We start from the raw sequence: 19850 nt of genomic DNA on the forward strand, positions 1-19850 counted from the left end.
AAGCGGAGGGAGTTCACGCCCCTAGCTTCCGTCTGCCCGGTGGTACTCATCGTTGATGAGGATCTGAACGCCCCGCCATCCCCAGTAGACGCGGTGGGCGGTGATCAGTTCGTCGTCAATCTCCATGACCTCGACGAAGTCCATCTGGGGACCGTTCGGGGTCTCGCGCGGGTATTCCCACGTCGCGCGGTGCCCATCGGTGAAGAATCCGGCGCGGTGGTACTGGCGTTCATCGGGTGTACGAGCAACGACTTCGGTGAGGAAGGGACGCAGCTCATCGTGACCCCGGCATACCCCCGGGCCGCCGAGTATGTGAGCGGCGACCGGGCTTTCCAGTACCGCGTCCTGCGCATAGCAGGCCAGCAGCCCCTCGACATCGTGCTCCGCGAGTGCCTTCTCCCATGCATGAGTTACCGCTTGGATGCTGGCGACGTCATCTCTGGTGTTGGTCTTATTCGTCATATGCCCTGGGTTGCCCGGGATGGATCCGGCTAACCGGGGTGCAATCAGCCCCTGACGTCCCGCCACTCGCGCTCGAACGGCAGCCGCCACGCATTGGGTGCGATCAATTGATGAATGGCGTTGGGGCCCCAGGTGCCCGGCTGGTACATCTTCGCCGGCGGGGGGTCGTCGAGCAGTTCCTGCGAACGCTCCCACAACGATTCGATGCCCTCGGCGGTGGTGAACAGCGTGTGATCGCCACGCATGGCGTCGAGGATGAGCCGTTCGTACGCCTCCAGCACGTCCACCACGGTGTCGATCTCCTGCGAGGAGAACTGCATGGACAGCTTGTCCAGCTTCATGCCGGGGCCCGGCCGCTTGCCGTAGAACGACAGCGACACCTTCGAGTTGTCGGCGAGGTCGAAAGTGAGGTGATCCGGACCTTGAGTCCCGACCCCTGAGCCGGGCGGGAACATCGTCCGGGGCGCCTCCCGGAACGCGATCGAGATGATGCGGATGCCCTCGGCCATCTTCTTGCCGGTGCGCAGATAAATCGGCACGCCGGCCCAGCGCCAGTTGTCGATGCCGACCCTGAGGGCGATGAACGTCTCGGTGTCGGAGTCCTTGGCCACACCCTGTTCGTCGCGGTATCCGTTGTACTGGCCGCGCACCACTTCGGACGGCTTGACCGGCAGCATCGACCGGAACACCTTGTTCTTTTCTTCGCTGATGGCAAAGGGCTCGAGGGCCGTCGGCGGCTCCATGACCACGAACGCCATCACCTGGAACAGGTGGGTCACGACCATGTCCTTGTAGGCGCCGGTCTCCTCGTAGAAGTTCGCCCGCTGATCCAGGCCGAGGGCTTCGGGGATGTCGATCTGGATGTGGTCGATGAAGTTGCGGTTCCAGATCGGCTCGAACAGGCCGTTGGCAAAGCGGAACGCCAAGATGTTCTGGGCAGCCTCCTTGCCCAAGAAGTGGTCGATGCGGAAGATCTGGGATTCCTCGAACGTTTCGTGCACGAAGTCGTTGAGCGCCACCGCGCTGGCGAAGTCGGTCCCGAACGGCTTCTCCATCACCACCCTCGAGCGCTCGACGAGATTGGCGTCGCGCAGCATGGTGATGACTTGACGCGCGGCTTTCGGCGGCACCGACAGGTAGTGCAGACGCCGGACATCGGGACCGAGTTCGGCCTCGGCGTCGGCGACCGCCGCGGCCAGCGCTTCCGGTCCGGCGCCCTGCGGGACGTAGGTGACGATCTTCGCGAAGTTGGCCCACTGTTCGGGCGAGAGCTTGTGCGTGCCGAACGAATCGATCGCCTCTTTGGCGATCTCGCGAAATTCGTCGTCGCTGAGGTCTTCCAGCGACGTTGCGACGATATGGATATCGGGTGCGAGCTCGGACTGGTCCAGGTATGCCAGACCGGGGATCAGCTTGCGTTTGGCCAGATCCCCCGTCGCGCCGAACAGGACGATGACGTGGGGGTCGAGTCGTTCGGTCTGGTGGCGGCGGGGGCGTCCGTCGGCCGCCGGGTAAGAGATGGTCTGCGGTTTTTTGTCGGCCACAAGTGCGATACTTCCACCGCCGCGGCGTTATGTCGCGTCCGTCACCGCCAGCTGGTCAACCCGACGTGGACCAAGATGAACCGAGGATCACAGGCCCCCACCGGGTTACCACCAGGCTGACGGGGTACTGGATACCGACGGCACGGCACCCGACCACAGTCAATGGGAAGTAATATGACGAAACCCGACAAAGACCTGCGCGGTCATTCTCAGGAGCTGGAGGACATCGTCGACCAGCTCGAGGAGAAGGTCGCCGACGACCGGGAGGCCGAGGGCGTTGCGGGCAAGCCCAGCGACCGGGAACGCACCCCCACCCGCGGCTCGGGCGACGAACCGCCGGACTAGCAGCTAGAAGAGCGCGAGTCGCCGCACCACGCGTCGAGCGCGTCGCCAAGCGCGCAACCGCCGTATCCCTCGACCCAGGCGACATGTCCGTCCGGCCGGATCAAAACCGCGTCGGGAGCCGCGACCGCGCCGAGGACCGGAAGCTCCCACGTACCCGCATATTGCGCGTCGATCAGCTGAACCCGGTTCGCCCATGAGGCTACGTCGAAACGGCAGGGTTCACCGAGGTTGAGCAACACCGGCCGGGCCCGGTGGAGCAGCGTGAAAACCCGCAGCGGGCCGTCGTTCGTGGTCAGGTCGAGGTCGGGCATGCGGCGTCCGAGCAGCGGGTGCCCGTCGCCCAAGTCGTAGTGGATATCCAGGCCGGCCATCATGCCGGCGAACCGTTTGCGGGGCTCGTCCATCTCGAGGAGCTCGGACATGGTGTCGCGCAAGGCCTTGGTGCGGTCGTCCGGGCGAAGAAGCGCCATCTGCGCGATCGAGTTCTTCAGCACCCGCGCGGCGACCGGGTGCCGTTCGGCGTGGTAGGTGTCGAGCAGGCTGTCCGGCGATGTTCCGTTGACCACCTGTCCCAACTTCCATCCCAGGTTGACCGCGTCCTGCACGCCGGTATTGAGGCCCTGTCCGCCGATCGGGTGGTGGACATGCGCGGCGTCACCGGCGAGCAGGACGGGCCCGGCGCGATAGGTTGCGGCCTGCCGGGCCGTGTCGGTGAATCTGGAAAGCCAAGCGGGACTGTGGATCCCGTAGTCGGTCCCATAGACGGCGATGAGCGCCTCGCGGAGCTCACGCAGGCTGGGTTCGCTCGCGGGGCCCAGGCGTTGCTCGGTGACCATCACCCGCACCCGCCCATTGTCGGCCGCGGCCAGCGAATGAACCCCGACCGTGTCGTGACGGATCCCCCACACCGGCGAATCGCCTGTGCCCGGATCCATTTCGACCTCGGCGAGCAGATAACTGGTGGTCGGTTCCCACCCGGTGAAGTCGATGCCTGCGGCCTTGCGGACCACGCTGCGTCCGCCGTCGCAGCCCGCCAGGTACTCCCCTTGGAGAGATCGCCCATCGGACAACGCAACGCCCACGCGACCATGGTCTTGGGCGAGGCCGGTCACCTCGCATCCGCGGTACACTCGCACCCCCAGCTCGTGCACCCAGTCGGCGAGTATCCGCTCGATCTCGTTCTGCCACAGCGCCAGACCGTACGGATGCCGGGTGGGAAAGTCGCTGATGTCCAGACGGATCTGGGAGAACCCGGTGACCTGGGCGACCTGACCGCGGGCAAGAAACCGATCGGCGATTCCCCGCTGGTCGAGGACCTCGATGGTGCGCGCATGCAAACCCCCCGCGCGGGCGCCGACGAGGTCCTGGTCGGCGCGCCGCTCGACGATCGCCACATCAACCCCCGCCAACGCCAGCTCACCGGCCAACATCAGCCCCGTCGGGCCTCCCCCGACAACCAGCACCCCATGGTCGACGTTCCTGTGCGACAACAATTCCCACCCCCGGTAACAGCGAAAACGGACTTCGGCCAGCGATTGTGCGGCATCACCCGGGCCTTGCCGCAAGCCCCCCAGTGCGCTATAGGTTGAGAGTGGGAGGGGATTAATCCGCCGGACGCTCCCACAGCCCGTCGAGGGCTCGGTAAATCCGCTGCTCGCTCACCGGCCGTGGGGTGCCCAGCTGTTGCGCCCACAGGCTCACGCGCAATTCCTCGATCTGCCTCGCGATATCGCGGACGTCGTCGGCCGCCCGCCGCGCGGACGGCAGCGCGTGCAGCAATTCGTCGTAGGCGCGCTGGACGGCGTGCACCCGCAGCATCCGCTGTTGATCCGCGTCGATCCCGTGCGGCAGCCGGTCGAGGCGCCGGCGGATCGCGTTCAGGTAGCGGGTCAGATCGGCCAGGTGGGCGCGTCCGGTGGCGGTAACGAACCCCGGCGGCAAGAGCCGGTTCAGCTGCGCGCGGATGTCGGCGATCGCGTCGCTCTGCGCGAGCGGCGGCTGGTCGGGCAGGAGCAGCTGCACGTCCTGGGCGGCGGCCAACACCCGCTCCACGCGGGCCGCAATGTCGGTGGTCGCCGACACCATGTTCTTGCCGGCCCGCTCGCGCAGCGTGGTGAAGTCGTCGCGGGTCCACACCGGCCCGGGTATCAACGTGTCGGCCGCGGCGTCGGCGCAGTCCTCGAGCAGCGCGGTCAGCGAGCCATCCGAGTTCGACCCCAGTGCCAGCCGTGTTCGCGGGGCCAGTTGTCGCTCAACGGCTTTGATCGGTGACGCCGCACTGAGCCGCACCAATCGGCGCAGGCCCGGCCCCAGCATGTGGTCCCGCTCCGCCGACGTCGCGAACACCCGCAGGTCGACCACGCCACCGGCGTCGACGAAACCGGGAAAGCCCCGTACGGTGCGTCCGTCGATCGTCTCCTCGACGACTTGTGGCAGCGCGTCCAGGTCGGCGGGCCAGGCACGCAGGCCCGTTCGTTCCAGCTCGCCGGCGACCGCCTGCGCGACGGCCCGGCGGGCGGGCGCGGCCAGCCGTTGTTGCAGCGCATCGAGGTTCTTGCCGCGGGCGATCTCGGTGCCGTCGGCTGATTCGACCGCGAAGGTCACGCGCAGATGCGCGGGCAGCTTGTCCAGGTCGAAAGCGTCGATGGGCACCAGAACGCCGGTGCGACGGCGCAACTCGCGCTGCAACGCTTCCAGCAGCGGCTCGCCGGCCGGATCGATCCCGTCGAGCACTGCGCGGGCGGTGTCCGGCGCGGGAACGAAGTTGCGGCGCAGGTCTTTTGGCAGGGAGCGGATGAGGGCGGTCACCAGCTCCTCGCGCAGCGCCGGCACCTGCCAGGCGAACTCGTCACCACCCAGCCGCGCGAGCACGTCGATCGGCACGTGCACCGTGACGCCGTCGTCGGGGGCGCCGGGGTCGAACCGGTAGGTCAGGGGCAGGCTGAGATCGCCCGAATGCCAGGCCGTCGGCCGCTCGGTGTCGGCGGTGTCTCCGGTGCGCAACAGGTCGTCACGAGTGAACGTCAGCAGCTCGGGGGTGTTGTGCCGCTGCTTGTTCCACCACGCGTCGAAGTGCCGCGCCGACACGACGTCGGCCGGGATGCGCGCGTCGTAGAGCGCATAGACCTCGTCGTCGCCGACGAGCAGGTCGCGGCGGCGGGCCCGCTCCTCCAGTTCTTCGAGCTCGGCGCGCAGCCGAGCGTTGTCGCGGAAGAAGTGATGACGCGTCTGCCAGTCGCCCTCCACCAATGCGTGCCGGATGAACAACTCCCGCGCCACCGCCGGCTCGATCCGGGCGTAACCCACGCGGCGGCGCGCAACCAGGGGCAGGCCGTACAGCGTCACCCGCTCGTAGGCCATCACCTCGCCGCGCTTGGGGTCCCAGTGCGGTTCGCTGTGGGAGCGCTGCGCGAGGTCGCCCGCGACGCGCTCGACGACCTCCGGCTGAATGCGCGCGGCGGTGCGCCCGTAGAGGCGGCTGGTTTCCACCAGTTCGGCCACGACCACCCAGCGGGGCGGCCGTTTGGTCAGGGCCGAGCCCGGCGCGAGGACGAAGTGCGAGTTGCGCGCGCCGAGATACTCGCGCCCGTCCTCGCGGCGCATGCCGACATGCGACAGCAACCCCGCCAGCAGCGCCGCGTGCACCCGTGCGGGGTCGGCCGGGTCGCCAGACTCGCTAACGCCCAGGTCGCGCGCGATGCCGCGTAGCTGCCCGACCAGGTCCTGCCACTCGCGGATGCGTAGATAGTGCAGGAACTCATCTCGGCACATCCGGCGGAATTGATTGCCGGACAGGGTCTTACGCCGCTCCCCTAGGTAGCGCCAGAGGTTCAGGTAGGACAGGAAGTCGGAGTCCTCGTCGGCGAAACGCGCATGCTTCTGTCGAGCCGCGTCCTCGCGGTCGGTGGGCCGCTCCCGCGGGTCGTGGATGGTCAGCGCCGCGGCCAGCACCAGCACCTCTGCCACGCATCCCTCGGTCTCGGCCTGCAGAATCATCCGGCCCAGCCGAGGATCGACCGGCAGCCGCGCCAGGCGGCGGCCGAGTTCGGTGATGGCGCCCTGGGCGTCGAAAGCCCCCAATTCCTGCAGTAGTTGCACGCCGTCGCGGATGCTGCGCCGGTCCGGCGGGTCCAGGAACGGAAAGCTCTCGACCTCGCCGAGGCCCAGGGCCGCCATCTGCAACAGCACCGCGGCGAGATTGGTCCGCAGGATCTCCGGGTCGGTGTAGCGCGGACGGGCCGCGAAGTCCTCCTCCGAGTAGAGACGGATGCACACACCGGCCGCCACCCGGCCGCAGCGGCCCGCCCGTTGCGCGGCCGACGCCTGGGAGATCGGTTCGATCGGCAACCGCTGCACCTTCAGGCGACGGCTGAAGCGTGAAATACGGGCATTGCCCGGGTCGACGACGTAGCGGATGCCGGGCACGGTCAGTGACGTCTCGGCCACGTTGGTCGCCAACACGACGCGGCGCCCGGTGTGCGGTGCGAACACCTTCTGCTGCTCGGCGGTCGGCAGCCGGGCGTACAAGGGAAGCACCTCGGTGTTCTTCAGTCCGCCCAATGCCTCTGCGGTGTCGCGTATTTCGCGTTCACCCGAGAGGAATACCAGGACATCCCCGGCCGGCTCGGCCTCCAGCTCACCGATCGCGTCGACGATCGCCTCGACCTCGTCACGCGTCTCGGTGCGCACGATCTCGTGGTCGGGGTCGTCGGGGTCATCGTCGGGACCGCCCGACACCGGGACTTCGAGCGGTCGGTACCGGATCTCGACCGGGTACGTCCGCCCGGACACCTCGACGATCGGCGCGCCCCCGAAGTGGTCCGCGAAACGCTGCGGTTCGATGGTCGCCGAGGTGACGATCACTTTCAGGTCGGGGCGGCGCGGCAGCAGCTCGCGCAGGTAACCCAGCAGGAAGTCGATGTTCAGGCTGCGCTCGTGCGCCTCGTCGAGGATCAGGGTGTCGTAGCGCAGCAGGCGGCGGTCGCGTTGAATCTCGGCCAGCAGGATACCGTCGGTCATCAGCTTGACCAGGGTTCGGTCGCTGACTTGATCGGTGAATCGCACGGTGTAGCCGACCGTCTCGCCCAGGGGGCTGCCCAGTTCGTCGGCGATGCGCTGCGCGACCGTGCGGGCGGCCAGCCGCCGCGGTTGGGTGTGTCCGATGGTTCCGCGAACGCCGCGGCCGGCCTCGAGGCAAATCTTGGGCAGCTGCGTGGTCTTGCCCGAACCGGTCTCGCCGGCGACCACCACGACCTGGTTCGCTCGCACCGCATCGGCGATCTCCCGGCGCCGCGCGCTGACGGGGAGGTCGGGATAGGCGATGGTCGGCACCGCGGCTTGCCGGGCGGCGACGAGCGCCTCCGCCCCGGCGATCTCCTCGGCGAGGTGGCGCAGCTTGTCGGGTTTGGCGTCGCGCAGGTTCTTCAGGCGCCTGCCCAGGCGCGCGGCGTCGCGGGTGGTCAGACCGTCAAGGCGCGTGCGCAGTTCCGCGCGGGACAGTTCGGCCATTTCGGCCAGGATAGGCGTGCGCTCGACGCATCCCGCCGCCGAGCGTGGGGCCCGTGGACGAATTCCCGCCAGTTTTCATCCCTAGGGCCCACACTCGGCGCCCTAGGGTTAGCCCATGAGCCTCGTCACCTATCAGCTGGACGACCACATCGCCACCATCACCCTCAACCGTCCCGAGGCTCGCAACGCCATCAATGGGTCGCTCCGCCAAGACCTCAACGCGGCCTGGGAGCGGTTCCGCGACGACCTGGACGCCTGGGTCGCGATCCTGACCGCGAACGGCAGTGTCTACTGCGCGGGTGGTGACCTCAAGGACGGCGAGGGCTCGGTCGGCACCTTCGGCGGAACGTTCTGGGAGAAGCCGACGGTCAACTCCTTCGAAAGCGGGATGGAGCTGTTCAAGCCGACCATCGCCGCCGTGCACGGGCCTTGCATCGGCTATGGATTGACGGGGGTGTTGTTCTGCGACTTCGTCATCGCCAGCACGGAGGCCAGCTTCTGCTTTCCCGAGGTGTCGATCGGCGTGCCGACCATCGTCGGGGCCATTCGGTTGCCCCAGCGGGTCGGCTGGGCCAACGCAATGGAGCTGCTGTTGACCGGCAAGCCGATGAGCGCGGAGCGCGCCAAGGAGATCGGCCTGGTCTGGCGGCTCGTCGAAGCGGATCAGCTGCAGGCCGAGGCCAAAGCGTGGGCCCGCATCCTCACCGAGGCCGCCCCCCTGGCCCAGCGTGCGACCAAGGAGGTGGCGTGGCGCACGGCGGACATGGGCTGGGTCGAATCCGTCCGCTTCGGCGAAACCATGCGCAAGGTGGCAGGGGCGACCGAGGACGTAGCCGAGGGACTTCGGGCCTGGGCCGAGAAGCGCAAGCCCCAGTGGCGCGGCCACTAGCTGTGGCTGAGCGATTGCGTTGCGCCGCAACGTGACTCGGCCGGATGCGCTCACATGCTGATGGGAGCGCCTACCGCCGGGGCCGGCGCGCCCGGTGATGTGACAGGATTTCGGCATGACTGCACGGAGAGTTGCTCGCATTGTTGGCGTCCCGGTCGTGGCGATGTGGGCGGGGCTGAGCGCACCCCTGTGGGGATCTTCAGCCGCTCCCGTGGCCGTTGCCGATCCGTGCACCGACGTCTCGGTGGTGTTCGCCCGCGGCACCCACCAGGAGCCCGGTCTGGGCAACATCGGCCAGGCATTCGTGGACTCGCTGACGTCGCAGCTCGGCGGCAAGTCCGTCGATGTCTACGCGGTGAACTACCCGGCCAATGACGACTACCACAACAGCGCGAACGCCGGCTCCAACGACGCGAGCACCCATATCCAGGACACCGTGGCCAGCTGCCCGAACTCGAGGATCGTGCTCGGCGGATACTCGCAAGGCTCGACGGTGATCGATCTGGCCACCAACGCGATGCCGGCCTCGGTCGCCGATCACGTCGCCGCCGTCGCCCTCTTCGGCGAGCCGACCAGTGGGTTCTCGACCATGCTGTGGGGCGGCCAGCCGCTGCCGACCATCAACCCCGCGTATGGATCCAAAACCATCAGCCTGTGCGCCCCCGACGACCCGATCTGCTCGGGAGGCGGCAACATCATGGCGCACGTGTCCTACATCGACGCAGGGATGACCGCTCAGGCCGCGACGTTCGCGGCTAACAAGATCAACCAGGGGCCGGCGCCGCGCGTCTGACGCGTCAGTCGTTCGCCCGCTCCTCTTGCCGCTGTTGCCGCTCGGCGGCGGCCAGGTGCGCGACCCGGTCGGCCTCGGACCGCTTGTCGGCGGCGTCGCCCAGCTTGTCCTCGGCCTCATCGGTCTTCGCTGCGGCGGCCTTGGATGCGGCCTTCTCGGCGGCCTGAGTCCTGGTCTCGACCTGGCGTTTGGCCGATTCGACCGTCTGCTTCTGCCGGTCCGCCGCCTCGTCGGCCCGGCGTTTGGCCGCGGCGCTCCGCTGCTGAGCCGACTGCGCCGCCTCCCGTTTGCGTTGCTCGGCGGAGTTGCGCGCCTCTTTGACCTCTTGCTGCGTGGCCGCCTGCGCTTCCTCCCGCTCCTCGATCGCCTGATCGCGGGCGTCCTTCAGCTTTGCGTCGGCCCGTTCCCTGCGGGTCGCGGCCTTGGCATCCAGCTGCGCGGCACGGCCCAGCGCGTCGCTGCGCTCGATCAGCGCCGTACCCCGCTCGACGAGTCGCGGGTCATCGAGCGCATTACCGACGGTGGTGTCCAGCATGCCGAGTGAGCGCTCGAAGAGCAGGCGCGCCGGTGCCTCGTCGGGGATGCGGGTGACGACTTGGTCCTCGATGAGCTGCAACGGGACACGGGCGAGTTGGTAGTGAAACCGCAGAACGGCGAACGGGAGTTCGGAAATCTTCATCAACTTCTCCTGGGTATGGCCCGCCGTCAGGGCAGGTCGGCTTCGTTGGTCACGTTCTGAGCTTCGCGGCGAAGACGGTCGGCCTCCGACTCGTCGTTGCGGGCCACCTGCACCGATGTCTGGTGCTCGGCGACGGCGTCGACGATTTCCTCGGAGGCGTCACGAATCTCGGCTCGCTCGTCGGCCTTCGCCCGTTGCATTTCGTGCTGTGCGTCCAGCTCGGCCTGTGTCTTCTCGGCGGTCGCCCGCTGCCGCGCGGCCTGCTCGGCCGCGTGCTTCTGGGCCGCCTGCCGAGCCTCGATCGACTCCTCGGTGGCAACGGCCTGCGCGTTCGCCGCGACGCGCTGTTGGGCGCCTTCCACCCGGGCTTCGGCAGCGTCGTCCTGCGCCTGCCTGGCCTGAGCCTCCGCGACGGCCTCCATCGCGTTGGCTTCCTTCCGCTCGTGCGCCTGTGTTTGCTCGAGTTGACCCTCGGCGGTCAGCGATTCGTTGCCGGTGACCGCCCCGAAGACCTCTTTCGCTTTGCCCTTCACCGAATCGATCAGGCCCCTACGCGCTTCGTCGGCTTTGTTCTGTTCGCTCATTCGGCAGTCTCCTCGCGGCGTTAGCCAAGCACTGAGTTCGTTCGTTGGTGTCACGCTCAGTGGTTCCACCGATGCCGCAGATCAAACACCCGTGTGACCTGGGTCACGCGCACACCGGAACGCCTCGGATCGTCCGCTACTGACGAGTCATCAAGCGCGACAACGAAAGTCATGCCCTCTACCGGGGCCGCGGGCCGGTCGCCGGTGCCGTCGCCGGCATCACGCCGGGCGAAAATCCTGAAATCGACGGATCGGCTACCGTCGACGGTATGTCCGAAGTCTCGGGTAACGCCCCAATCGACGACGTCAGCCCTGGCGACATCATCGCCGTCGACCGCGGCTCTGGTGAACGGCCCTACAAAGTGGTGTTCAAAGACGCCACCGGCGAACGCTACGTCGTGACGTTGCAGGACGACGACGGGGAGACCTTCCAGCTCGACCTGGCCGCCGGCACCACGGTGAGAAGGTCGCTGGCGTCGAAGTGGGAGTCTGCGCAAAGCCCCACCCCGCACGCGGAAACCTAGATAATCGCGTCCACGGCCGCGCCCCCGCTTATCCGCCGACGGTGACGCGGTCACCGACGCGGATCACGCCTTCCGCCGCCACCGCCAGATAGGCGCCCGCACACGGCTGAGGGCCATGACCGCCGGTGTCCCAACGGTTCTCGGCCGCCGGCGTGCGCAGCGCCTGCGGAGCGCGCGGCAGTGGGCCGTGTTCAAGCGTCGGCACCACGCATCGTGACGTGGCCGTCAGCACGCGCAGGCGTGCATCACCGACGACGATTTCCGTTCCGACCCAGTCGTTTTCGGCGTACGGCGGGTAACCCGGTGGCGTCCCGATCACGATGTTGGGCCGGTACCGCAGCGCTTCGACGCCGATGTGTTCCAGCGTGGCCGTGGTGATCGCGTGCAGTGGGGCCTCGTCGGTGAATGCGTCACCCGGGGTGGCCTGGGCGATCTGAAGGATGCGGCCGCCGACCTCGGCGTCCAAGCCCAGCTCCAGTAACTTCTCCGGGTCCGGGCGCACCAGCGTGGCGCCTTCCGGGCGCTGAGTGATCAGTCGGACCGGTCTTCCCAACAGCCCCGAGAGCAATTCGTCGATGCCCGGATCGTCCACCGCCATGCTGGTTCCGTCGGGCAGACCGATCGTCACCCGCCCAGCCTCTCGGTTGGCGGTGCACTTCAGCAGGCCCCGCCATAGCCTGGCGTTCTTGGCGCTCGCCACGTGACCGGTTGCGGTGTCCAACAGCGCGAGTCGCCGGTCGCCCTCCGCGCCGTGCTCGTCGACGAAGATGCTAGGTACGGTTTCGCCGAGCATCGACTTCACCGGGTACCGGAGCAGCCCTTCCACCCGCAGGCCGGCCGCGGCGGCGCCCCGAAAGGCCGTCGAATTCTGCACTGCCACCCTCACTCGGCGAGCCCACACGAACTGTCCCGCTCAGAGTATGCGGGAAGGGCTCAGGCCGGTGGTGAGGAAGATCAGCCCGGGCAGTAGGTGGATTCCGCCGCGCTGACCCAACCGGTCATGTCGGCGAACGTGAAGCCCTTGGAGCTCATGCCGGAGTGCAGGTCCGCGGCGATGGCGTCCGGTGTTTTGCCGGCCATCCGGTCGGAGCAGACCGCATGCCCTAGAGCGATCATGTCGGAGTCACTCGACGAGGGCCACGAGAAGCCGAGGTTGTGCAGTTTCGCCAAGTACGCGTCGTCCGTGGCGTCGGCCGATGCGATCGCGGGGCTTGCGGTGAGGGCAGCGCCAACCATAACGGGAATTGTCAATTTAGCCAGCCAACGCGGAGGAAGCATTTCGTGCCCTTCTTTTCTTGTCGGAGTCGAGTTGCGGCCAGTATATGAGTCGGCGCTGCCGGCGAATATTAAAATTGGGCAAATTGCTCACCCATGAAACCGGGCCGGTGTTACGTGTTTCTGGTGGGTGCAGCGTGAGCATCGATCGACGAGTTTGGCGACTTCCGGTCACGGACGGCGGGGTGTTCAGCCGGCGGGCGCGGTGACGATGATCGACTCCTGACCGGTTTGCCACGCCGTCGTGAAGACCGGTATCGCGACCTGTTCGTCGGGGTGCTCGGCCCCGGGGTCGTTGAGGTGGACGATCTGGTTGTTGGTGTCGATCCCGGTCACCACCACGAAGTGGTCGGCCTTGGTCCGCTGGTCGCTGGTGTTCCAGATGACCGCGGAGTTGACCCAGGCGATGACCTTCCGGTCATGGGCGAGGTACCGCTCCAGCGCGGGTAATCCGGTTTGATCCGGATGGTCCGAATAGATCATTTCGGACTTGATGCCGTAGTGGTCGAGTAGCACCACCGCGTCGGCCATTTCGATGCCGCCGTTGCCGTTGGTGTGGCTCGGGTCGCTGCGCGGTGCGTAGACGGGTCCGGGGTTGGTCTGCGAAGGCGTCGACTCCCCCAGTGCGATCATCTGCTGTTCCGTCGGCGCGTGACCGGTGATCTCACCGACCACGTCGGCGACGGCCATCAGCCCGCAATTGTCCTCGAGCGACTGGGGTTGCCAGAACTCGGCAGCCGCGCCGGGGTCACCGTAGATACCGTTTCCGCCCGGCGGCGCCCCGCCGGCCGCCTGCGACGGTGGCTGATTGCTGGGAGCGCTGCCGGCAATCGTCGTCGACGCGATGGCTTGCGGTGCCGGTGGCGACGGACGACACGAAGACAGCGGCGCCACACCTGTCAGAGCCACGCACGCCAAGAGCACCGCGGTGCCGACCGCGGGCGTGATCCGGGAGGTGGACATGAATGCTCGTCGAGGTTCGATCAATAAAGCTTGAAAGCTTTCACACGGTAGCAGTTAATGCGTATCGGTGACACGGCCTCTCGAAAGAACGCACCGACATACAAAAATCACACGAAACAATTGCTGATGACATCTGTCGATATTGGACGCGTTTTGTCGCCACGCGAATGTCTCGCCGCGGACGGCCTCAGTGCGGAAGCAGGCGCTGCTTTTGCTCGATGAACTCGTCTTCGGTGATGATCCCGGCGTCGCGCAGGGATGCCAGCTCGCGGAGTTCGGCGGCGATGCTGGTGATCGGGCCGCCAGCGGGGGCCTGGGACGCGGTGCTGGCGTCCGGCGTTCCCTTTTGCGTGGCGGTCCTGAACCGTTCGGCACGTCCCGTAACGGCAGCGGTGCCCGTGCCCGCCATCGCGCGCCCGGCCATGCTCGCCGCGGCCATTTCACCGAACAGGCTTCCGGAGCCGCTGGACGACGCCTGGGCGGCCGCGCCGACGCTGGTGGCGGGCAGGGCGAGGGCGGACGGGCGGATCGCCGGCGCGGCGGCCGCCCAGGCCGGCGGTACCGACAATCCGCCGACCATGTGCGCCTCGCCGAGGCTCGCCGTCGCCACCGATCCCCCCGCCAGGTTGGTGATCACCGGGAAGGGCGTGGGCGGAATGGGCGCCCACCCGGGCCAGGACTGGACGCCCGCCCAGCCGCTGACGATGTCGTCCGTGTGGAAACCGGTCAGGGCTCCGGCAACGTCGTAGGGAAGGGCCACTAAGGAAGAGGCGAGTCCCGCGGACCCGAGTTCTGGATCGGCGAACACCGCACTCAAGTCGGCCAGCAGTCCCAACAGGTCTCGCCCGCCGAAGCCGAAATCGAGGGGGCTGGCGAGGCTGGTGAGCGCATTGGGCGTCGCGGCGAAGGCTTGCTGCGTCGAGGAGAGGGCGCTCTGCACCTTCCCGGCCGAGGTGCCGGTGGCCTGGGTGAGGGCGGCCGCTTGCCGCACCGGCCCGCCCTGCGCGGTGCTCTGCTGTGGCGAGGCGAACGGCGTCAATCGCGTTGCCACCGCCGATGACGCCGCGTAGCCGTACATGGCTGCGGCATCTTGCGCCCACATCTCCGAGTACTGCGCCTCGGTGGTCGCGATCGCCGGGGTGTTCTGCCCGAAGACGTTGGTCGCGATCAACGACATCAGCAGGCTGCGATTGGCCGCGACGACCGGGGGCGGCACCGTCTCCGCGAAGGCCGCCTCGTAGGCGTAGGCAGCGGCTCTGGCCTGATTGGCCGTTTGCTCCGCCTGCGCCGCGGCGGTCCTCGCCCAGGCCACGTAGGGGGCGGCCGCGGCCGCCATCGCCGCCGCCGAGGGACCCAGCCAGGGCCCACCGGTCAGGGCCGTGATCTCGGCCTGATAGGCGTCCGCCGCGGAATGCAGTGCGACGGCCAGCTCGTCCCAGGCCATCGCGGCGGCCAGCGTCAGTGCCGACCCAGGCCCGGTGTACATCCGGGCCGAGTTGATCTCCGGAGGCAGCGCTGCGAAATCCATTTAGTCGGTCTCCTCCGGACGGTTCAGTGGGCGGCCACAGCGTTAACGGCCTGCAACGGGCCGTTGTGGGATAGCCCAACGGACAGCAAACAAATCGTGATCCTTCTAAGTACTACAGGTCTGGCAACGGCCGACGACCGTCTGTCACCCCCTGACCGCGCGGCGGACGTCTCAATCGCTTCGACATGCCCCTCTGACCTGGAATAGCGCGCTGTGGGCGCCGACGGTCACCGATAAGTTACCGCCGTTATTGCACGCGTGCCTGTCATCGGCGCGGGACGCGCGCAGGGCGTCAGCGAGTTCCCCGCCGCACGGTCCCGATGCGGATGGTCTGCTTGGATCGATACCACCACCGTGAGTGAGGTCGTTGATGAGAATTGTGCTGGCAGGCTATGGCAGCCGGGGCGACGTCGAGCCCTGCGCCGCCGTCGGTCGCGAGTTGCTCCGCCGCGGGCATGAGGTGCGCATGGCGGTCCCGCCCGACATGCTCGGCTTCGTCGAGGCGGCCGGTCTCGACGCCGTCGCTTACGGGCCCGACACAGGACAGCAGATCACCGAAACGACAGATTTCGTGCACCGTGTTCAGGATCCGATCAGCGCTCTGCCCCAACTCATGGAGCGCGTCAACCAGGTGTGGGCGGGCAAGAACTCGGCGCTGGCTTCGTTAGCAGAGGGTGCCGACTTACTGGTGGCTGGCATGAACGAGCAGCGGTTGGCGGCCAACGTCGCAGAGTTTTACGGAATGCCGTTCGCCGCGCTGCATTTTTTCCCCGCACTGGCACTGGAACTCGGGGGGTACCAGGAGCAGGTGACGAATGTGGCCGAAGGCCTGCAGCGCGAGGCGCTGGGGTTACCCGAAGCTGCCGGATCATTGACTCGGGACGTACTGGAGATCCAGACCTACTATGAGATTTGCGTGCCCGAGTTGGCCAGCGAGTGGGCAACATCCGGGCAGCGGCGGCCGTTCGTGGGGTCGCTGACGCTGGACATGCCCGCCGAGGTCGACGACGAGGTGTTGTCGTGGATCGCCGACGGGACGCCACCCATTTACTTCGGCTTCGGTAGTACGCCGGTGACATCGCCCGCGGAAACGGTCGCAGTGATCAGCGGGGCGTGCGAACAGTTGGGCGAACGAGCGCTGATTTGCAGCGGCCCAAACGATTTCAGCCACGTCACGCGGGCGGCCCACACCAAAATTGTGGACGCGGTCAACCACGGCGCCGTTTTCCCCACATGCCGCGCGATCGTGCATCACGGGGGCGCGGGTACCACCGCCGCGGGCATGCGGGCCGGGGTCCCGATGTTGGTGCTCTGGCTTTGGCTCGATCAGCCGATCTGGGCCTCCGCGGTCAGCCAGTTAAACGTGGGCATGGCCAGACCTTTTTCGGAATCAACCTACGATTCTCTCATCGCGGATCTGCGGTCCCTGTTCGCCGCGGACTATGCCACGCGGGCACGCGAGCTCGCTACCGCGATGACCAAGCCCGCCGAAAGTGTCGCGATGGCTGCCGACCTCCTCGAAGGCGTCGCCCGCTCGGGCTGATCGGTGCGACCTTCAGTGGTGCTAAGCGGCCGGGTCGTGTAGAAGGTTCTGGTGCAGGATCAGCCTTCTGACCCCTTCGATCCGTCGATGCTTCACGAAGCGATAGTCAGGCGGTTGTATCGCCGATCGATGGCCGAGGGGCACATCCGGGTGCCCGCAGTGCCCGCGTTGATCGACGAATATGTCCAGTTGTGCGGCAACGTCTGTGCCACCCTGGGCGTCTGGTACACGCCCGAACAGTCGTCTCAGCTCAGGGCCACCCTCGAGGCGGAGCTGGCGAAGGGTTTCAAGGCTTCGCCCCGGTCCGACATTGTCATCTCGTTCAACGCCCCCTTCGGGACGAGCGTGAATTTTCGGGTCAAAGCCGAATGGCGCAGCCTCGACGCCGATTACGACGAGTGGGTGGCCGTCCGTCCGCCGCCGCTGTTCGGCACCGAGCCCGACGCGCGCGTGCTGGCGCTGGCCGCCGAGGCACCCGATCCGACGACCTACCGCGTGCTGGACGTGGGTGCGGGAACCGGGCGCAACGCTTTGGCCCTCGCCCGTCGCGGCCACCCGGTGGACGCGGTCGAGATGGCGTCGAAGCTTGCCGATGTCATGCAATCGGAGGCGGAGCGCGAAGCGCTGGCAGTGCGGGTGATTCAGAGCGATGTCTTCACCGCGATGGAAAGCGTCCACGAGGAATACCAGCTGATGGTGCTCTCCGAGGTGGTGCCCGACTTCCGGACGACCCATGAGTTGCGGGGCATGTTCGAACTCGCCGCCGCTTGTCTGGCGCCCGGCGGGCGTCTGGTGTTCAACGCCTTCTTGCCGCGCGAGGGATATGTTCCGGACAACGTCGCGATGGAACTCGGCCAGCAGTGCAACACCATGATCTACACCCGCGACCAGATGGCGGGTGCGGCGGACGGTCTTGATTTCGAATTGGTTGCCGACGATTCCGCCTACGAATACGAGAAGGCCCACCTGCCCGAGGGCGGCTGGCCGCCCACGGGCTGGTTCGAGGGATGGGCCAACGGGCTCGATGTGTTCGACGTCGACCGCGAGCGCTCGCCGATCGAGTTGCGCTGGCTGGTCTACGAGAAGTCGACCTGAACAAAGTCGAATATCGTTGCACCCATGAGTGATATGGAACCGAACCGGCGATCGCTGCTGCTGGCAACGCCCCTGTTATTGGCGGCGCTGGCGGCCGGTGACAAGGCGGACGGTGTGGGAGACATCCAGTTGTCGCCGCCGCCGAAGACCGGCCCCGACCCCGCCGAGACGTTCGTCCTCCCCTACCAGGACATTGGTTTCCGGCCCTGGGGCAATCTGCCCCCGCGCAGCGGGGAAATGGCCGTGTTGTACGGCGACTTCGACCGGCCGGGACCCTATCTGGTCATGATGAGGTGGAATCCGGGTTGGTTCAGCGCGCCACACACCTATGCGACCGACCGGATTCAGGTCGTGGTGTCCGGCACGTGGTTTGTCAACAGCGGCAACGGTTTTGAACCCCAGGACGCTGTCCCGGTCGGGCCGGGCGGTTACGTCAAGCGGGTTGCCCGCACTCCGCACTACGATGGCGTTCCGGCCGACCGACCCGACCCCGCAGTGATCGCCGTTTTCGGCATGGGACCCGTCGACATGCAGCTGATGGACGCCACCCAGCCGTCGTGGCGTCAGGTGTGATGCCGCTCAGCTCGCGGCGGTGAGGTCGCGGGTCGCCGGCCCCTCCAGCAGGGTGCCGTCCGGCGCGAACCGCGACCCGTGCAGGGGGCACTCCCACGCCTTGTCGGCGTCGTTCCAGTTCACGATCCCGCCGAGGTGCGGGCACACCGGGGAAACGACATGCTCCGTGCCGTCGACACGGCAATGCGCCTCCAGATGCCACGGCGGCCCGCTCACCACGCCGCCCTCGTCGGGGCCGGGGCTGCGCCGGCCGGTGCGCAGCAGGGGGGTGATCCAGCCCTTGGCCAGATCGAATCCCACCTCGGCATTGAACTGCATGGCGGTGGGCAGCCCGGTCAGCTCGTGCGGGCTCCAGCTGGCGAAGGCTTTGGCCCAGTCCATCCGTCCGCCCAGGATGCGGCTCGACAGGGCCAACGCCGCGGCGGCCCCGTTGGTCATGCCCCACTTGTTGAAACCCGTTGCCACGAAGATGGTTTGGGTATTCGGCAGGATGGGTCCGACGTAGGGCAGCTGGTCGATGGGGGTGTAGTCCTGCGCCGACCAGAAATGTGTCTGTTCGGCGCCCGGGTAGTGTTGGCGGGCCCACGACGCCAGTTCCTCGAGGGCTTTCGAGGGGCTCTTCTTGCGGCCTACGGTGTGGCCGGCCCCGCCGACGATCAGCCGCTCCCCGTCCGCGACGGGCGCATACCGCACCGAGCGCGTCGGCGAATCGGTGGAGATCATCATCGGCCGGGTGATGTTGCCCGGCACCTTGAACGCCAAGCAGTAGGACCGGCTCGGCTTCACGCGCGCGAAATATCCGCCGCGATCCAGGATCGGGATACCGGTCGCGAGAACCAGCTGGCCGGCTTCGAGTTCCGCGTCGCGGCGGACCGCGTCGTTGACGTGCACCCGAACCCGGTCCCCGCGGCTTGACACCCGCCGGACCCGCGTGTGCTCGACCAGCCGGCCACCGCGGCCGAGCAGCTCGCCGGCCAGCGCGTCCAGGAACGGCATGGGATCGAATTGCGCCTGGTCGGGCAGGCGCACCCCGCCGTGATACGGGAACGGGACCCCCGCGTCGTCGTCCCAGACCGCGGGCAGCCCAACCGCCTGGCACGCCGTCAGCTCCAGGCGGGCGGACGGCACCCCCTTGGCCGACTGGGCATAGGTGTAGGCGTCCTCACGCTGGACCGCGATGTCATGCGATTGGCAGTAGTCGACCACCCAGTCCTGGCCCTCGCGGTTGCCCTCCACGTACGCACGCGCCAGTTCCGTGCCATGCCTGGGCAGGATCTTCGACAGGTGGGTGCCCTGCAGCAGGCTGATCTTTGCGGTGGTGTTTCCCGTCGCACAGGCCCCCACCGTGCGCGCCTCGAGCACCAGCACATCCTTGCCCGCGCGGGCCAGTAATACCGCCGTCATCAGCCCGGTGATGCCGGCGCCGACGACGATGACATCCGCGGAACGGCGGCCCTTGTCAAGCTCGCTTGCGGCCCAAGGCTGTTCGGCTCGGTTGTCCAACCATAAAGACGTCACGGGTGGGCTAATACCCTCGCGGGAACA

18 protein-coding genes are annotated in these 19850 nt (G+C 67.5%); 7 read left to right on the forward strand and 11 right to left on the reverse strand.

What is annotated here, in order from left to right; genetic code table 11:
• Positions 1-21: 21 nt before the first annotated feature.
• Together C1737_RS05190 and zwf are read right to left on the reverse strand one after the other, a co-directional pair.
• Positions 22-462 (reverse strand): nuclear transport factor 2 family protein, encoded by a 441-nt coding sequence (locus tag C1737_RS05190; protein WP_102417417.1) that lies wholly within the window; start codon positions 460-462, stop codon positions 22-24.
• A gap of 44 nt (positions 463-506) precedes the next feature.
• A complete protein-coding gene (gene zwf, locus C1737_RS05195) occupies positions 507-2006 on the reverse strand; it encodes a glucose-6-phosphate dehydrogenase (protein ID WP_102417418.1) in 1500 nt (499 codons plus the stop codon).
• A 162-nt stretch (positions 2007-2168) separates the two neighbouring features.
• On the opposite strand from zwf, the gene C1737_RS05200 reads away from it, so the two are divergent.
• Positions 2169-2351, forward strand: a complete 183-nt coding sequence (locus tag C1737_RS05200) for a hypothetical protein (RefSeq protein ID WP_102417419.1) — start codon at positions 2169-2171, stop codon at positions 2349-2351.
• Here the strand turns inward: C1737_RS05200 and C1737_RS05205 are convergent.
• Both C1737_RS05205 and hrpA read right to left on the reverse strand, forming a co-directional pair.
• On the reverse strand, positions 2348-3841 hold the full coding sequence (locus tag C1737_RS05205) for an FAD-dependent monooxygenase (RefSeq protein WP_255413375.1): 1494 nt from the start codon (positions 3839-3841) through the stop codon (positions 2348-2350). The genes C1737_RS05200 and C1737_RS05205 overlap by 4 nt on opposite strands.
• Positions 3842-3953: 112 nt before the next feature.
• Positions 3954-7859, reverse strand: a complete 3906-nt coding sequence (gene hrpA / locus C1737_RS05210; protein ID WP_102417421.1) for an ATP-dependent RNA helicase HrpA — start codon at positions 7857-7859, stop codon at positions 3954-3956.
• A gap of 115 nt (positions 7860-7974) precedes the next feature.
• On the opposite strand from hrpA, the gene C1737_RS05215 reads away from it, so the two are divergent.
• Positions 7975-8748: an enoyl-CoA hydratase/isomerase family protein gene (locus C1737_RS05215; RefSeq protein ID WP_102417422.1), complete on the forward strand. Its 774-nt coding sequence runs from the start codon at positions 7975-7977 to the stop codon at positions 8746-8748.
• Between the two features lie 115 nt (positions 8749-8863).
• Complete coding sequence (locus C1737_RS05220) at positions 8864-9541, forward strand: cutinase family protein (RefSeq protein WP_067919709.1); 678 nt, start codon at positions 8864-8866, stop codon at positions 9539-9541.
• A gap of 4 nt (positions 9542-9545) precedes the next feature.
• On the opposite strand, the gene C1737_RS05225 is transcribed toward C1737_RS05220, so the two are convergent.
• Together C1737_RS05225 and C1737_RS05230 are read right to left on the reverse strand one after the other, a co-directional pair.
• Positions 9546-10220 carry an IF2 family translation initiation factor gene (locus C1737_RS05225; protein ID WP_102417424.1) on the reverse strand — a complete coding sequence of 225 codons (675 nt, stop codon included), beginning with the start codon at positions 10218-10220 and terminating at the stop codon, positions 9546-9548.
• A gap of 26 nt (positions 10221-10246) precedes the next feature.
• Complete coding sequence (locus C1737_RS05230; protein ID WP_067919696.1) at positions 10247-10804, reverse strand: general stress protein CsbD; 558 nt, start codon at positions 10802-10804, stop codon at positions 10247-10249.
• Between the two features lie 269 nt (positions 10805-11073).
• Between C1737_RS05230 and C1737_RS05235 the strand changes: the two genes are divergently transcribed.
• Positions 11074-11328 (forward strand): hypothetical protein, encoded by a 255-nt coding sequence (locus tag C1737_RS05235; protein ID WP_067919695.1) that lies wholly within the window; start codon positions 11074-11076, stop codon positions 11326-11328.
• Between the two features lie 28 nt (positions 11329-11356).
• Here C1737_RS05235 and C1737_RS05240 read toward each other — a convergent pair whose 3' ends face one another.
• The 4 genes from C1737_RS05240 to C1737_RS05255 all read right to left on the reverse strand — a co-directional run bounded on the left by C1737_RS05240 (position 11357) and on the right by C1737_RS05255 (position 15094).
• Positions 11357-12202, reverse strand: a complete 846-nt coding sequence (locus C1737_RS05240) for an MOSC domain-containing protein (RefSeq protein ID WP_102417425.1) — start codon at positions 12200-12202, stop codon at positions 11357-11359.
• A gap of 80 nt (positions 12203-12282) precedes the next feature.
• On the reverse strand, positions 12283-12564 hold the full coding sequence (locus C1737_RS05245; RefSeq protein WP_102417426.1) for a DUF732 domain-containing protein: 282 nt from the start codon (positions 12562-12564) through the stop codon (positions 12283-12285).
• A 228-nt stretch (positions 12565-12792) separates the two neighbouring features.
• Positions 12793-13566, reverse strand: coding sequence for a C39 family peptidase (locus tag C1737_RS05250; RefSeq protein WP_102417427.1), 774 nt, complete (start codon positions 13564-13566; stop codon positions 12793-12795).
• 187 nt (positions 13567-13753) lie between these two features.
• Entirely contained in the window at positions 13754-15094 is a 1341-nt protein-coding gene (locus C1737_RS05255; protein ID WP_102417428.1) for a PPE domain-containing protein, read from the reverse strand.
• Between the two features lie 370 nt (positions 15095-15464).
• Here C1737_RS05255 and C1737_RS05260 point away from each other — a divergent pair, with 370 nt between their 5' ends.
• The 3 genes from C1737_RS05260 to C1737_RS05270 are packed head-to-tail and all read left to right on the forward strand — an operon-like array spanning position 15465 to position 18305.
• Positions 15465-16637, forward strand: coding sequence for a glycosyltransferase (locus C1737_RS05260; RefSeq protein ID WP_102417429.1), 1173 nt, complete (start codon positions 15465-15467; stop codon positions 16635-16637).
• 51 nt (positions 16638-16688) lie between these two features.
• Complete coding sequence (locus tag C1737_RS05265; protein ID WP_233214665.1) at positions 16689-17732, forward strand: bifunctional 2-polyprenyl-6-hydroxyphenol methylase/3-demethylubiquinol 3-O-methyltransferase UbiG; 1044 nt, start codon at positions 16689-16691, stop codon at positions 17730-17732.
• Positions 17733-17756: 24 nt separating this feature from the next.
• Entirely contained in the window at positions 17757-18305 is a 549-nt protein-coding gene (locus tag C1737_RS05270; RefSeq protein WP_142393426.1) for a tat pathway signal sequence, read from the forward strand.
• A gap of 6 nt (positions 18306-18311) precedes the next feature.
• On the opposite strand, the gene C1737_RS05275 is transcribed toward C1737_RS05270, so the two are convergent.
• Positions 18312-19823: an FAD-dependent oxidoreductase gene (locus C1737_RS05275; protein WP_199182783.1), complete on the reverse strand. Its 1512-nt coding sequence runs from the start codon at positions 19821-19823 to the stop codon at positions 18312-18314.
• Positions 19824-19850: the final 27 nt, after the last annotated feature.

Origin of the sequence: Mycobacterium sp. 4858 (genome assembly GCF_900240975.1) — a bacterium.
GTDB lineage: Bacteria > Actinomycetota > Actinomycetes > Mycobacteriales > Mycobacteriaceae > Mycobacterium.

What these genes read in the sequence shown, in the direction of transcription:
- C1737_RS05220 (WP_067919709.1), top strand. Translation starts at nt 8,864, where the DNA reads ATGACTGCACGGAGAGTTGCTCGCATTGTTGGCGTCCCGGTCGTGGCG.
- C1737_RS05260 (WP_102417429.1), top strand. Translation starts at nt 15,465, where the DNA reads ATGAGAATTGTGCTGGCAGGCTATGGCAGCCGGGGCGACGTCGAGCCC.
- C1737_RS05225 (WP_102417424.1), bottom strand. Translation starts at nt 10,220, where the DNA reads ATGAAGATTTCCGAACTCCCGTTCGCCGTTCTGCGGTTTCACTACCAA.
- C1737_RS05230 (WP_067919696.1), bottom strand. Translation starts at nt 10,804, where the DNA reads ATGAGCGAACAGAACAAAGCCGACGAAGCGCGTAGGGGCCTGATCGAT.
- C1737_RS05235 (WP_067919695.1), top strand. Translation starts at nt 11,074, where the DNA reads ATGTCCGAAGTCTCGGGTAACGCCCCAATCGACGACGTCAGCCCTGGC.
- C1737_RS05200 (WP_102417419.1), top strand. Translation starts at nt 2,169, where the DNA reads ATGGGAAGTAATATGACGAAACCCGACAAAGACCTGCGCGGTCATTCT.
- C1737_RS05190 (WP_102417417.1), bottom strand. Translation starts at nt 462, where the DNA reads ATGACGAATAAGACCAACACCAGAGATGACGTCGCCAGCATCCAAGCG.
- C1737_RS05245 (WP_102417426.1), bottom strand. Translation starts at nt 12,564, where the DNA reads ATGGTTGGCGCTGCCCTCACCGCAAGCCCCGCGATCGCATCGGCCGAC.
- C1737_RS05215 (WP_102417422.1), top strand. Translation starts at nt 7,975, where the DNA reads ATGAGCCTCGTCACCTATCAGCTGGACGACCACATCGCCACCATCACC.
- hrpA (WP_102417421.1), bottom strand. Translation starts at nt 7,859, where the DNA reads ATGGCCGAACTGTCCCGCGCGGAACTGCGCACGCGCCTTGACGGTCTG.
- C1737_RS05250 (WP_102417427.1), bottom strand. Translation starts at nt 13,566, where the DNA reads ATGTCCACCTCCCGGATCACGCCCGCGGTCGGCACCGCGGTGCTCTTG.
- C1737_RS05270 (WP_142393426.1), top strand. Translation starts at nt 17,757, where the DNA reads ATGAGTGATATGGAACCGAACCGGCGATCGCTGCTGCTGGCAACGCCC.
- C1737_RS05255 (WP_102417428.1), bottom strand. Translation starts at nt 15,094, where the DNA reads ATGGATTTCGCAGCGCTGCCTCCGGAGATCAACTCGGCCCGGATGTAC.